This is a genomic window from Nitrospira sp. (assembly GCA_015709715.1).
Taxonomy (GTDB): domain Bacteria; phylum Nitrospirota; class Nitrospiria; order Nitrospirales; family Nitrospiraceae; genus Nitrospira_A.
The window spans coordinates 815,771-827,736 of record CP054184.1 but is presented as its reverse complement, the minus strand read 5'-3'; the positions used below and the strand labels follow the sequence as shown (position 1 = coordinate 827,736).

The window sequence follows — 11,966 nt, the reverse complement described above, 5'->3', positions numbered from 1 at the left end:
CGGCCTGTTGCTCCGGGCTATTTCTGGGCCCCTTGACATCGTTCGCTTAAGCGTGTAACCATTGGTTACATGATGACGGCAAATGAATTTCGACGTATCCGAGAGCAATTGGGATTGACCCAAGAGCAGCTGGCCGAGGCGCTCCACACGACGCGGGTGTCGGTGGCGCGGTATGAGTCCGGTATGCGTCGCATCGGCGGAGCCGTGGGAGTGGCCTTGACCCAGTTGGAACGTACCAGGCAGGCGCCCACGTCTTCCGTGGTGCCCATGGCCGGGGTCGTGGCGGCCGGTGTCCCCATCGAACCCGTAGCCCAAGCAGAATGGGTGGATGTGCCGCCGACCATGGCGGGGCGGGGTGACACCTTCGCGCTTCGCGTGAAGGGGGAGTCGATGATCGAGGACGGCATCCTGCCCGGTGATGTGGTCGTCGTGCGGAAACAGGCCACGGCGCGAAACGGCCAAACGGTCGTGGCCCTGGTCAATCGCGAAGCGACCATCAAGACCTACTTCAAGTGCGCCCGCCACATCGAACTCCACCCGGCCAATTCGGCCATGCAACCCTTGATCGTGACCCCGGACGATGAGTTCGCCATTGAAGGGGTGCTCGTCGGTGTGATTCGCCATTGTGACTAAGCGTAAGCCAAGGAGGGTTGAACCATGATCCCACGAGAAACCATGTTCGATCGGGTTCAGGAGTTGGAACGAATGGTAGCGCAGTTGAATGGGCAGATTGGGGCCCTGCAGCGCGAACTCTCTCGGGCGAAGCAGGCGCCCCTCCATGCGTGGTCGGGAACATCGCGTCTCCGGACGCTGTTCGGGGGCCTCAAGCCGGTCGCGCCGGGCCGCACACCCGTGCGAGAAAACAGGAGGATCGAACGCCATGAGCACTGTCTCTTCTGATTGTCACGCGGTGACGGAGGGTCACTGTGCGGATTGCGGCCACTATGTCTTGCGGCGTACGCCGGTGGTCGATGAGCGGGCGAAGGTCGTGCGCGAGGTCTGCATTCGCTGTTTAGTCTTCGACTATCAGCGTCGGCAATTCGAGAGCGGCTGTTGCGGATAAGGGGGACTGAAGTGGAGTTGGTGGCGGTGACCCGGATTGAACGGGTGACCCGCGGCTTATGAGTCCGCTGCTCTGCCAACTGAGCTACACCGCCACGGCAGAATCAAAGGCTGGCTGAAACGAATCGCCATATTAGCCGAAGAGCCCGTAAGGTGTCTACCGTGTCCCGGGCTTGATTTGTGTGCTCCCCATCGGTTCCGGACGCACGGTTGTTCCGCCCACCCCCGCCATCACCATCGCCGAGTAAGCCGCTCACTCCCGCACTGCCAGGATCGCGAAGCCGTTGCTTGCATCGACGGTGTCCTCCCACTACGATGGGCGAAGGAGGGACACGATGCGGCGGAATGTGGGCGCAGCATGGGTCTAAGCCAACGGCGCAACTCGGATCAACGCGAGGTCCCGTTGATCCGTCCGGTACTGAAACCCTTTGAAACGTTCGTCCATGCCGAATCCAGCGGCGGCATCCTGCTCTTGGGAGCGACGCTTGTGGCGATGGTCTGGGCCAATTCACCGTGGGCCGACTCCTACGCACGTCTCTGGAGCACGCCCGTCAGCCTGGTGGTCGGCTCCCATGCGTTGACGGAAACCTTGTTGGAGTGGATCAACGACGGCCTGATGGCGATGTTCTTTTTCGTCATCGGGTTGGAGATCAAACGGGAAGTGCTCGTGGGAGAATTGGCCTCATGGCGCCGCGCGGCGTTACCGCTCGCGGCCGCGCTCGGCGGCACCGTCGTGCCCGCCTCCCTCTACCTGCTCGTGAACGGCGCAGGCCCGGGGGCGCCGGGGTGGGGCATTCCCATGGCCACCGACATTGCCTTCGCCCTCGGCGTGCTGGCGTTGCTTGGCCCGCGGGTGCCCTTGTCGCTCAAGGTGTTTCTCACCGCCTTGGCAATCGGGGATGATTTGATGGCCGTGCTCGTCATCGCCCTGTTCTACACCTCGACCATTTCCTGGTTGAACGTGGGGATCGGGGCTCTGTTTTTACTCCTGCTCGTGGCGGCGAACTTCGTGGGCATCCGGCATCTGTTGGTGTATTCGGTGCTGGGCATCGGGGGACTGTGGTTGGCGTTTCTGCTTTCCGGGGTCCATGCCACCATCGCCGGCGTTTTGGCGGCCATGACGATTCCGGCCCGGACACGCTTGAGCGGCAGCGAGTTCGTGGCCAGGGGGCAGGCGCTGTTGAAACGATTCGAGGAAGTCACCTCCGCCGAACGGCCGCCGTTGGCCAATACAGAGCGTCACCATGTAACCCAGCGATTGGAGATGGAAGTCAAGGACGTGGAGACGCCCTTGCAGCGCCTGGAGCATGCGTTGCATCCCTGGGTGACCGTGGTCGTGATGCCGCTCTTCGCGCTGGCCAATGCCGGCATCACGCTCGATGCGAATGGCTGGGCCCACCTGACTCATCCGGTGGCCTTGGGCATCATGGTGGGATTGTTCATCGGCAAGCCGGTCGGCATCCTGCTCGCCAGCTGGGGGGCATCGCAGGCGGGACTCGTGTCGCTGCCGGAGGGCGTCACATGGCGACAGTTGGCCGGCACAGGTGTGCTTGCGGGCATCGGGTTCACCATGTCGCTGTTCATTGCCGGGCTGGCCTTTCCGCCCGGCCCCTTGCAGTTGTCGGCCAAGGTCGGGATTCTCTGCGCCTCGACGTCCGCCGGTATCGTGGGGTGGGCCTGGTTGCGGAGCGGTAGTGGGGGAGCCGCTGTGGGCAAGGCGGCGCGACAGGGAGGAAAGGGATGGTGACCAGAGGCATCGCATCGGTCGGCCTGTTCGTGCTGGCATTATTCGCGCTTCAAAATATGGAGGCCGTCAGCGTGCGGTTTCTGTTGTGGAGTTATGAGACCACCCTCGTTCTGGTCATCTTGGGGTCGGCGGCGCTCGGAGCCTGTCTCGTGGCGGTGGTCTCGCTGGGCGCGCGGCTGCGGCGGGCCCGCGAGACCGATCGATTGGCCGAGACCGTCCACGCCCAGGCCGAACGTATCCGACGATTGGAAAGCGTCGACCGGGAGGGATCGCAGCCGGCAAGCCGTCTCCTTACGGAGCCGGCAGCCGACAAGGTGAAAGGAGAGCATGCATCATGACCGGAGTATCGCTTGAGACCGCCTGGCCCTGGCTGATCAGCATGGCCACGACCGTGGGCTTGACTCTGTTGCGCGTGGGGTTGGTCTTTGTGATCGGGTATGTGGCCGTTCGGTTCTCACGTTTGGGACTCCAACAACTGGAGCGCGTGATGGTGGCCGCGAGCGATGCGGCGGATCAGCAGTCGGGCACGGCGCAAAAGCGCGCCGCGACCTTGACCGGCATCCTCAGAACGATCGCCCTCACCGCGATTTGGGCGATCGTCATCATCGAAGCGCTGCAGTTCGTCGGACTGGACGTGGCGCCGATCCTGGCCGGCGCCGGCATCCTCGGGCTGGCCGTGGGGTTCGGTGCGCAGAATCTCGTGCGGGACCTCATCAGCGGCTTCTTCATCATCCTCGAAGATCAAATTAGGCTGGGGGACGTGGCCGTGATCAACGGGACCGGCGGCTTGGTGGAGACGATTACATTCCGGACCATCTCGCTCCGCGACTTCTCGGGGGTGGTGCACATCTTTCCCAACGGTGCCATCACGACGCTGTCCAACATGAGCAAGGATTGGTCGGCCTTCGTGCTGGACATGGGGGTGGCCTACAAGGAGGATACGGATCGGGTGGTGGCGGTCATGCGGGCGGTCGGAGAAGAACTGCGCCAGGATCGGGAGTTGGGGCCGTTGATGCTCGAGCCGATGGAGATCGTCGGCGTGGAGAACTTTGCCGACAGTGCCGTGACCATCCGGGCGCGCATCAAGACCCGACCGCTCGAACAGTGGAAAGTCGGGCGGGAATATCGGCGACGGCTGAAGAAGGCCTTCGATGCGGAGGGGATCGAGATTCCCTTCCCGCAGCGCTCCCTCTCGATTCTCGAGGCCGGGCATCCGTTGAAAGTCGAATTGGTGGGCGGGATGGGACAGGCCCAGGGGTAACGTCAGCCGGGGCGGTCTTTCGGGCGGTAATCTTCCAGCCGGCGACGGACGATACCGTCGGAAAGCGCTGACCAGGCGCCTGCCAAGGCCTGCTTCCCTGTGGCGACGAGTAGGTCGTCATGGTGGCGGCGAAACTCCCTGAGCCGCTGTTCGATGCGATCGCGCGCGCAGGCACAGAAGCTTTGGGCCAGGTCCCGGGCCTGCGTGGTTCCGTCTCGCCTGAAGATGTCGTCGGCATGGAGCATGGCGGCGGCCATGGCGAGCAAATCTTCGCCCACCGCTTCGATTCTGTTCTGGATCCGTTGTTCGTCACGGAACGCCGCCTGGAACCGTGCCATGGCGTAGAACGTCTCGCGGGCCAGGCGACGGCTGGTTCGTTCCACCTCGCGCAACACCTGACGCAGGGCCGGCCTGGTGAACGCGCCTCCGGCCGGAAGCGGCCTGCCGCGCCATTGCGCGAGATACCAAGGGCCATAAAACTGCGCCAGCCTCAGGCCCTCGCGGAGTCGTTCGAGGATCGACAGGCCGTCGGCATAGAAGGCTTTCGCCCGCTCCAGGTGTCGGCTCAATCCCTCGCGAACGACGAAGGGACGCAGAATATCCGTCGCGCCCTCGCCGATCCGATACATCTCTGCGTCGCGCACGAGTTGCTCGATCCCGAAGGCCGCTTCGCCGCGCAGCCGTTGTGAGGCGGCGGTTTCGTACCCCATCCCCCCGAACAGGATCTGCGCGTCGCGCAAAAAGCGAATGGTCTGTTCCGAACAGAAGATCTTAGCGATTGCCGCCTCGATCCTGATGTCGTAGCGATGCTGATCGGCCAGACGCCACACCAAGAGGGACAATGCTTCCATCGCAAACAGATGGGCGGCCATGTCGCCGATGCGGATCTGCTGAGTCTGTCGGTCCGCCAAAGGTTTCTGAAACGTGAGCCTGCTGTTGGCTCGATCCAACGTCGGTTGCCAGGCCTGTTTCGCCATTCCGAGGCAGATGGCCGGGATGCTGATGCCACGCCCGACGTTCAGGATCGTCAGGGCGTACTTCAAGCCCTTGCCGACCTCACCGATGAGGTGGTCGACCGGAATCCGCACATTCGTCAGCGTGAGATGCGCATTCTCGATGCCGCGGCACCCTTCGAATTGACACCGTTGCCGGACCTGCACGCCGGGCGAGGCCATGTCGAGGATGAAGGCCGAATGGACCAGATCCTCCGCCTCCTTGCCTCCCACTGTGGGCACCCACCTGTTGCCGTCCCCCGGATCGCGCTTCGCAGGCACGCGGGCGATGAGCGTCGCATAACGCGCAATCGGCCCGTTCGTACACCAGAGCTTTTCGCCGTTCACGAGGAAATGGCTGCCGGTGTCGTCCAGCACGGCCTCCGTACGCACGTTGGCCGCATCGGATCCGGTGGCCGGTTCCGTCAGGGCAAAGGCGGACAGGGCTTCCCTGGCCACGAGCGGAAGGTACTTGCGTTTCTGGTCGTCGTTTCCGAACAGCAGGATGGGCATGGCGATACCGATCGATTGCGGCACCGCCACCGTGAGCGCCAGGATGTTGCTCCAACTCGCGATCAGCGTCAGCACGCGGCCATAGTTCGTATAGGAAAACCCCAGCCCGCCGTACTCCGTGGGAATCTTCATCGCGAAGGCGCCGAGTCTGAAGAGACCCTGGATGACGGATTCGGGGATGTGCGCCTCACGTTCGATCTGCTCGGGATCGACCTCCCGCCGCAGGAAAGTTTCGACTTGCCGGCAGAAGGTCTCGCCTACCGCCCGTTCCTCCGGCGGCTCCGGGGGCGTCACGAGCAAATCGAAGTCGGGGCGGCCGTCATACAGTCCGGCCATGAAACTGATCCCGGTCAACCGTTCGCGAGCCGCCTCGATCCGTTCCAAGCCCTTCAAGAATGTACTCATGGGGTGCCTCGCTGGGTGCCATGGCGTGGGTCGGAGAATTGCCGGTCGCGGTAGGGGGCTAGCCGTTCCGCCAACCGGCCCTTGAGTTCGAGCCGCTTGGGTTTGCCGGTGGAGGTATAGGGAATGTCTTCGCCGAACAGGATGACTTTCGGCTGCTTGAAGAAGGGTAGCTTCACTCGGCAATGGGTCAAGAGGTCCGCTTCGCTCGGGGGCGCGGCAGGATTCATAGGGACGACGTAGGCGGCGATCTCCTCGCCGTAGTAGCGGTTTTCAAAGGGGAGCGCCATCGCGAACTTGACCGCCGGATGGCTCTTGAGGGCCTCGTCGATCTCCAGCGGAGAGACGTTGACGCCGCCGCGAATGATGAGTTCCTTCAATCGGCCCGAGATGAAGAAGTAGGGCCGACCTCGCTCGTCGAGCAGATGGAACCCTTCGTCGCCCGATCGGAACCAGCCCCACTGGAAGGCGGCGGCGTTGGCATCGTCCCGTTTGAAATAGCCGGCGCAGACCGTGCGGCCGCGAATGCAGATTTCTCCCCGCGTGCCTTCCGGCAGCGGTTTCCCGCCCTCGTCCAGGATGCTCATCATGTTGTGACGGATCGCCAATCCGATGGAGGGAAACTCGTAGCCGGTGAGCCACCGACGATGTTCCTCGGGCGTCAGGTCGTTCGGGAGAAAACAGGAGTAACAGGTCGTTTCAGACAGGCCGTACCCGTGACGGATGGGAACGCCGAATCGCTCCTCGAACCGTACCGCCGTCTCCTTCAGAAGCGGACCTGCGCCGCAGATCACGCCGCCGAACCGGTCGAGCTTGTAGGGCGTGATGTCCTCATCGGCCTCCAGGAGGAATTCCAAGAGGGTGGGGACGACGCTCACGCAGGTGACGGCTTCCTCGTGGATCCGTTGCCAGAAGTATGCGCTCTTGAACTTCCGGTTCAGCACCAGGCTGCCTCGGCAGTAGAGCGGGGTGACGGCCGTGACGACGATGCCGTTGACGTGATGAATCGGCAGCACGCCCATCAACCGATCGGTGAGCCCGAAGCCGTGCCAATCGGCGATCGCATCCGCATCCGCCAGTAGGTTGGCGACGGTCAAGACCACGCCCTTCGGCGGCCCGGTCGTACCGGATGTATAGATGATCAAGGCGGGATCTTCGAGTCGGCAACCAGGCGCCCCACCGGTTGTCGAGGCCCTGTGGGACCGCGATCGTTTTAGGCCCGCGCCCTGCCGCTCGATGATGCCTCCGTCTCCGACGGCGATCACGTTGCGGAGGTTCGGCAGGTCACGTTGCAGGTCTGTGAGTTCCTCATACCCGGTCTGCCAACAGAGGGCGGCGGCGGCTTCCGAATGTTCCAGGATGTAGCGTTTCTTGTCCGTCGGTTCCTCGATGTTGAGGGGGACGACGGTGAGACCCAGAGTCCAGGCGGCGAAATAGAACAGCAGGGTCAAGTCATGGTTGAACAGCAGCGTTGCCAGCCGGTCGCCGCGGCGCAGGCCGAACTCGGCGTGCAGACGTTCGGCGGTTTGTTCCACCAGGGTGCCGAATTCCGCATACCTGTAGGTGCGACGCAGTCGGCGATCGTCATCGCAGTAGGTCAGAAAGTTGCGGGTGACCAGCCGCGGGTCATAGAACCGTGAACGGAAAAACTCCGCGAACGAGGTCCAAGGCAAGTCGGTCGCCGCGTCGGGAGCACAGCGGGCCTGCCCGATCCTGTCAGCCACGTCGGTCGAGAGGTTCATAGGGCCTCGGAGTCGGTCCCCGGTAGATTGCGCGCGGTCGAATCAGTCGATTGTGGTCCTGTTGCTCGATCACGTGGGCGCACCATCCCGTGATTCGCGAACAGACGAAGAGCGGCGTCGACAGGGCCTGCGGAATGCCCATCAGCCGGTACGCCACCGCGGTGTAGAAATCGAGGTTGGGGCGAAGGCCCTTCTCTTCCAGCATGATGCGTTCCAGGGTCGAGGCGATGTCGTACCAGGTATGGTCGCCGCAGAGCCGGCTGAGACGTTCGGCATGGCGCCGAATGATATCGCTGCGCGCGTCGCCCTGCCGCAGCACGCGATGGCCGAATCCCATGACGCGTCGTTTGTGTGCCAGCGCCTCGCGCAGCCAGGCTTCGGCCCGCTCCGGACGACCGATCTCCGCCAGCATCGCCGCCACCGCTTCATTGGCCCCGCCGTGAAGCGGGCCCTTCAGCGCGGCCACGGCCGCCGTGATGGCGCCGTGGAGATCCGTCATGGTGGAGGCCGTGACCCGCGCGGCGAAGGTGGAGGCGTTCAACTCGTGTTCCGCATAGAGAATCAAGGAGGCATTCAACGCCTGGACCATGGCATCGGTGGCCTCCTGCCTGGCGGCTGTGCCGACCAGGTGCAATAGGTGCTCCGCGAACCCACCGTTCGGTGACGGCGCCGGCTTGTCGCCCGTCATGGTTCGGTAGCTGTCGGCGATGAGGGAAGGAATTTGAGCGAGCAGCCGGACGGCCTTCCTCAGATTAGCGTCGCGCGAGCCGTCGTCCGCATCCGAGTCGACCAGACCCAGCCACGAAATGCCGGTGCGCAGCACGTCCATCAAGTGCGCGTTGGGCGGCAGGCTGTCGATGAATCGCCGAACCCCATCGGGGAGACCGCTCTCGCGCGAGAGCTGTGTGGAGAACGTGTCCAACTCCCCCCGGGAGGGCAGATGGCCGTAGAGCAGCAGGAAGGCCACCTCCTCGAAGGAGCTGTGCTCGGCCAAGTCGCCGATGGCATACCCGCGATACCGCAGTCCCGCCGCCCCTTCGTCCACCTGGCAAATGGCCGACTCGGCGGCGATCACTCCCTCCAGCCCTGGGCTGTAGGCGGCAGGGCTCGTGCGTTCAGCGGTGGCTGCCGGTGACATCATGTCGTTCATGGGGCCTCCCTCTCTGGTCCTGCGCGGGGTCGTACCGCAGCAACCGATAGAGTTCCTGCCGCGGCATCATGCGCTCGACCCAGCCTTGTTGGGTGCCGTCCGTCTTGAGATCCGCCAACAGTTGCGCGACGGCCCGCGTGGCGACCCGCAACGTGCTCACGGGAAAGAGGATGCCGTGATAGCCCAAGGCGCCGAACTCACCGATGTTCAAGTAGGGACTCTTGCCGAACTCCGTCATGTTGGCGATGAGGGGCAGGCGGATTCCCTTCTGTGCCATCCGTTGCGCGAAGGCGCTGAACTCTTCCGCCGACTGGAGGGCTTCGGGGAAGAGCGCGTCGGCTTCGGCCTCCGCGTAGGCCTGGGCTCGGTGGATGGCCGCCTCCAGGCCTTCGACGGCCCGCGCATCCGTGCGCGCCACGATCATGAAGGCCGACTCACCCCTGGCCTCGACTGCCGCGCGGATCTTGGCGGCCATCTCAGCAGCGGGAACCAGCCGCTTCCCCGGCAAGTGACCGCAGCGTTTGTCGTCCTCTTGATCCTCGATCTGCATGCCGGCCAGACCGATGCGCATGAAGGCTCGCACGGCCCTCTTCACAAGAGCGGGAGCGCCATACCCTGTGTCGGCGTCGACAAGCACCGGGATGCCGACCGCCTTTGCGATAGCACCCGCTTCACGAACCATGACCCGTAAGGGGATCAACCCGATGTCCGGCAGGCCTCGCGCGGCGGACAGGGCTGCGCCCGAGACGTAGAGGGCCTCGAACCCGGCCTGTTCGATCTGCATGGCGGTCAGGGGATTGAAGGCGCCGGGAATGGCGACTGGGCCGGACGCCAACAGTCGGCGCAGTCGAGCCGGCTGGTCTTGGCCCTGCGGCATGTGGCGTTCCGGCTGCGACATGCGCTCTTACCCCTTCCCGGTCGCGAGCAACGGCATGAGGGCGGCGATGTCCCGTTCTCGTTCCAGCTTCCAGATACGGTTGATCAGCCGGTCCATCTGTGGGCGAGTCAGTCGGCGCGCCGCTAACCGACGGAACTTCTCTTCCACCTCCTGGTCCGTCAGGGGATGGGCTGGATGGCCGGAAGGCAGGTCTACCTGCGCCACATAGGATTGGCCCGAGCCGGTCTGCGCCGTGATGCGCGTCGGCATGGAGCCGGGGTAGCAGCCGACAAATTCCGGCCGCTCGACCACGCGAATCCGCTGCATGAGCCGATGCAGGGCCTGGTCTTGAAGTCGTCTCGTGCTGAAGGAGTGGAGAGTGACGCGACCGTCACAGAGCGCCACGGCCACGCAGTAGGGAAAACTGTGGTCGGCGGTTTCTCGCGTCGCGGGCCGCCACTTTTCCTGGTCTCGGCCGATGATTTCGATCGCGACGTCGTAACTGCCGATCTCAACGTCCTTCAGCTGCGCGATCGCCTGCTCCCCCTCGGCGGCAAGCAAGGTCTGCCGCAAGGCCAGCGCGGCTTCGACGGCGGTCTGTGCGTGGTACTCGACAGGAAAATGTTTGATGTAGGTGTCGAGGATCTTGAACGGCGCCGGTTCTTGAGCGTCGGATCGTTCTCCGCCTAACTGCGGCAGCGTGAACGGACCGGAGACCAGCTTCATGAAGCCCTTCTCGCCTTCGAAGATCGGCGCCGGCCCCGTCATCCCCCGTTGCGCGAGCAGGGCGGCGAAGAGCCCGTTGCGCGCGGCGTTGGAAAACGCACAGGCCTTCCACATGGACAGATCGCCGATTCTGGTTTGCCGCAACGCAACGTTGGCCACGCCGGCCAGGTTCACCGCCTGCTCGGTCTGGGATTCGGAAAGTTTCATCACCTTGGCGACGCCGAGTGCGGAAGAGAGGGATCCGTAGGTGACGTGGTCCCAGCCCCGTGGGCGGAGCGCCGCCGCGTCACAGAGCCGGCAGTGGATTTCGTAGGCGAGCGCCACGGCCTGGATGACGCGTGCGCCGGACGCGTGCGCCACTTCCCCCGCGGCCAACACCGCCGCGATGTTGTCCGAGGGATGGGCCGGCTCCTTGGAGAGATAGGTATCGTTGAAGTCGAGGTAACGGACCAGCGCGCCGTTGGCGAAGGTCGCAAGGTCGGGAAGCGTTCTGTGGACCGTGCCCCAGAGGGTGGCGCCGCCGGGCAGGGGCACGGTGCGCGCGAGGTCGCGGGCGATCTTGCAGGGGGGAGCGTTCCACGCACCGAAGGCGCAAGCCAGACTGTCCAGGATTCTCCGTTTGACCTCCTGCACGACAGCAGACGGAAGGTCGTCGTAACAGAGCGCCCTGCCGTATCGAGCCAGACGGTCTGCCAACATGGTGGTCGCCTCTACCCCTTCGTTCCGGCGGAGGATTCCTGCCGGCGTCTGTGAAAGTAGGCCTCGATTGCCTCCTGCTTTTCCTTCGTGGCGCAGAGTCGGCCGAAGAGTTCCGCCTCCCGTGCTTGTGCCGTCGCTGACGCCACGTCGTTATCCTGTGTCATCGCCAGGAGGGCGGCCTTGGCCGCCGGCTGCGGATTGGCTGCGATGGTGTCCGCGAGCCGCTCCGCTTCCGACAGCAACTCGCCGGGAGAGCAGATGTGATCGATAAGGCCGATGTCGAGCGCTTGCTGCGCGGTCAGCAGACGGCCGGTCAGGATGAGTTCCAGCGCCTTGGACCGTCCGACCAATCGCGGCAGCCGTTGCGTACCGCCGAATCCGGGAATCAGCCCGAGCCGGATTTCAGGAAGTCCCACGCGCGCATCGGCGGCGCTCAGGCGAAGGTGGCAGGCCATGGCCAGTTCGAGTCCGCCGCCCACGCAGGTGCCGTTGATAGCGGCCAGCACCGGTTTCTCAGATCGCTCCATCAGGTGGAGTAGGGCTTGGCCGCGCCGTGAGAAGGCACGGGCTTCCGCGGGATCGTTGAGATCGGACAGTTCCCGAATGTCTGCGCCGGCGCAGAAGAATCGACCGGCGCCGGTCAGGAGCACCACCCGCACCTCCGGAGCTGCCGACACCTCGTCCCAGCTGCGCTCGATTTCCTCCAGGCAGGCTCGACTCAGCACGTTGGCCGGGGGATTGCGCAGCGTGATGCGGGCGATCGGTCCTATCACACAGACGAGGGGCTGGGCCATG

Annotated in this window: 12 protein-coding genes and 1 tRNA gene; 6 read left to right on the top strand and 7 right to left on the bottom strand. The window is 64.2% G+C overall.

What is annotated here, in order from left to right; all coding sequences use genetic code 11:
* Positions 1-69 precede the first annotated feature (69 nt).
* The 3 genes from lexA to HRU82_03830 are packed head-to-tail and all read left to right on the top strand — an operon-like array spanning position 70 to position 1,063.
* Positions 70-633 carry a repressor LexA gene (lexA, locus tag HRU82_03840; protein ID QOJ34135.1) on the top strand — a complete coding sequence of 188 codons (564 nt, stop codon included), beginning with the start codon at positions 70-72 and terminating at the stop codon, positions 631-633.
* Positions 634-657: 24 nt separating this feature from the next.
* Entirely contained in the window at positions 658-900 is a 243-nt protein-coding gene (locus HRU82_03835) for a hypothetical protein (GenBank protein QOJ34134.1), read from the top strand.
* Positions 881-1,063: a hypothetical protein gene (locus HRU82_03830; protein QOJ34133.1), complete on the top strand. Its 183-nt coding sequence runs from the start codon at positions 881-883 to the stop codon at positions 1,061-1,063. Before HRU82_03835 ends, HRU82_03830 begins: the two co-directional genes overlap by 20 nt.
* 18 nt (positions 1,064-1,081) lie before the next feature.
* Here HRU82_03830 and HRU82_03825 read toward each other — a convergent pair.
* Positions 1,082-1,157 (bottom strand) — tRNA-Met (locus HRU82_03825).
* 263 nt (positions 1,158-1,420) lie between these two features.
* On the opposite strand from HRU82_03825, the gene nhaA reads away from it, so the two are divergent.
* From nhaA to HRU82_03810, 3 genes are read left to right on the top strand one after another with little or no spacing between them, the layout of a single operon-like run.
* The gene (nhaA, locus tag HRU82_03820) at positions 1,421-2,809 is read left to right on the top strand and encodes a Na+/H+ antiporter NhaA (protein ID QOJ34132.1); all 1,389 of its coding nucleotides are present in this window, start codon (positions 1,421-1,423) and stop codon (positions 2,807-2,809) included.
* Positions 2,803-3,147, top strand: coding sequence for a LapA family protein (locus HRU82_03815; protein QOJ34131.1), 345 nt, complete (start codon positions 2,803-2,805; stop codon positions 3,145-3,147). The genes nhaA and HRU82_03815 overlap by 7 nt, the downstream gene beginning before the upstream one ends.
* Positions 3,144-4,070: a mechanosensitive ion channel family protein gene (locus HRU82_03810; GenBank protein QOJ34130.1), complete on the top strand. Its 927-nt coding sequence runs from the start codon at positions 3,144-3,146 to the stop codon at positions 4,068-4,070. The genes HRU82_03815 and HRU82_03810 overlap by 4 nt, the downstream gene beginning before the upstream one ends.
* 2 nt (positions 4,071-4,072) lie before the next feature.
* Here HRU82_03810 and HRU82_03805 read toward each other — a convergent pair whose 3' ends face one another.
* The 6 genes from HRU82_03805 to HRU82_03780 are packed head-to-tail and all read right to left on the bottom strand — an operon-like array spanning position 4,073 to position 11,965.
* Positions 4,073-5,980 carry an acyl-CoA dehydrogenase family protein gene (locus HRU82_03805; GenBank protein ID QOJ34129.1) on the bottom strand — a complete coding sequence of 636 codons (1,908 nt, stop codon included), beginning with the start codon at positions 5,978-5,980 and terminating at the stop codon, positions 4,073-4,075.
* Positions 5,977-7,719, bottom strand: coding sequence for an acyl--CoA ligase (locus HRU82_03800; GenBank protein QOJ34128.1), 1,743 nt, complete (start codon positions 7,717-7,719; stop codon positions 5,977-5,979). Before HRU82_03800 ends, HRU82_03805 begins: the two co-directional genes overlap by 4 nt.
* On the bottom strand, positions 7,694-8,857 hold the full coding sequence (locus HRU82_03795) for a citrate synthase (protein ID QOJ37099.1): 1,164 nt from the start codon (positions 8,855-8,857) through the stop codon (positions 7,694-7,696). Before HRU82_03795 ends, HRU82_03800 begins: the two co-directional genes overlap by 26 nt.
* Positions 8,835-9,746: an isocitrate lyase/phosphoenolpyruvate mutase family protein gene (locus HRU82_03790; protein ID QOJ37098.1), complete on the bottom strand. Its 912-nt coding sequence runs from the start codon at positions 9,744-9,746 to the stop codon at positions 8,835-8,837. Before HRU82_03790 ends, HRU82_03795 begins: the two co-directional genes overlap by 23 nt.
* Before the next feature lie 27 nt (positions 9,747-9,773).
* A complete protein-coding gene (locus tag HRU82_03785) occupies positions 9,774-11,171 on the bottom strand; it encodes an MmgE/PrpD family protein (protein QOJ34127.1) in 1,398 nt (465 codons plus the stop codon).
* A gap of 11 nt (positions 11,172-11,182) precedes the next feature.
* Complete coding sequence (locus HRU82_03780; protein ID QOJ34126.1) at positions 11,183-11,965, bottom strand: enoyl-CoA hydratase/isomerase family protein; 783 nt, start codon at positions 11,963-11,965, stop codon at positions 11,183-11,185.
* Position 11,966: the final 1 nt, after the last annotated feature.

Coding starts and splice junctions, on each gene's coding strand:
- HRU82_03800 (QOJ34128.1), bottom strand. CDS start 7,719: ATGAACCTCTCGACCGACGTGGCTGACAGGATCGGGCAGGCCCGCTGT.
- lexA (QOJ34135.1), top strand. CDS start 70: ATGATGACGGCAAATGAATTTCGACGTATCCGAGAGCAATTGGGATTG.
- HRU82_03785 (QOJ34127.1), bottom strand. CDS start 11,171: ATGTTGGCAGACCGTCTGGCTCGATACGGCAGGGCGCTCTGTTACGAC.
- nhaA (QOJ34132.1), top strand. CDS start 1,421: ATGGGTCTAAGCCAACGGCGCAACTCGGATCAACGCGAGGTCCCGTTG.
- HRU82_03805 (QOJ34129.1), bottom strand. CDS start 5,980: ATGAGTACATTCTTGAAGGGCTTGGAACGGATCGAGGCGGCTCGCGAA.
- HRU82_03835 (QOJ34134.1), top strand. CDS start 658: ATGATCCCACGAGAAACCATGTTCGATCGGGTTCAGGAGTTGGAACGA.
- HRU82_03790 (QOJ37098.1), bottom strand. CDS start 9,746: ATGCCGCAGGGCCAAGACCAGCCGGCTCGACTGCGCCGACTGTTGGCG.
- HRU82_03815 (QOJ34131.1), top strand. CDS start 2,803: ATGGTGACCAGAGGCATCGCATCGGTCGGCCTGTTCGTGCTGGCATTA.
- HRU82_03810 (QOJ34130.1), top strand. CDS start 3,144: ATGACCGGAGTATCGCTTGAGACCGCCTGGCCCTGGCTGATCAGCATG.
- HRU82_03830 (QOJ34133.1), top strand. CDS start 881: ATGAGCACTGTCTCTTCTGATTGTCACGCGGTGACGGAGGGTCACTGT.
- HRU82_03780 (QOJ34126.1), bottom strand. CDS start 11,965: ATGGCCCAGCCCCTCGTCTGTGTGATAGGACCGATCGCCCGCATCACG.
- HRU82_03795 (QOJ37099.1), bottom strand. CDS start 8,857: ATGTCACCGGCAGCCACCGCTGAACGCACGAGCCCTGCCGCCTACAGC.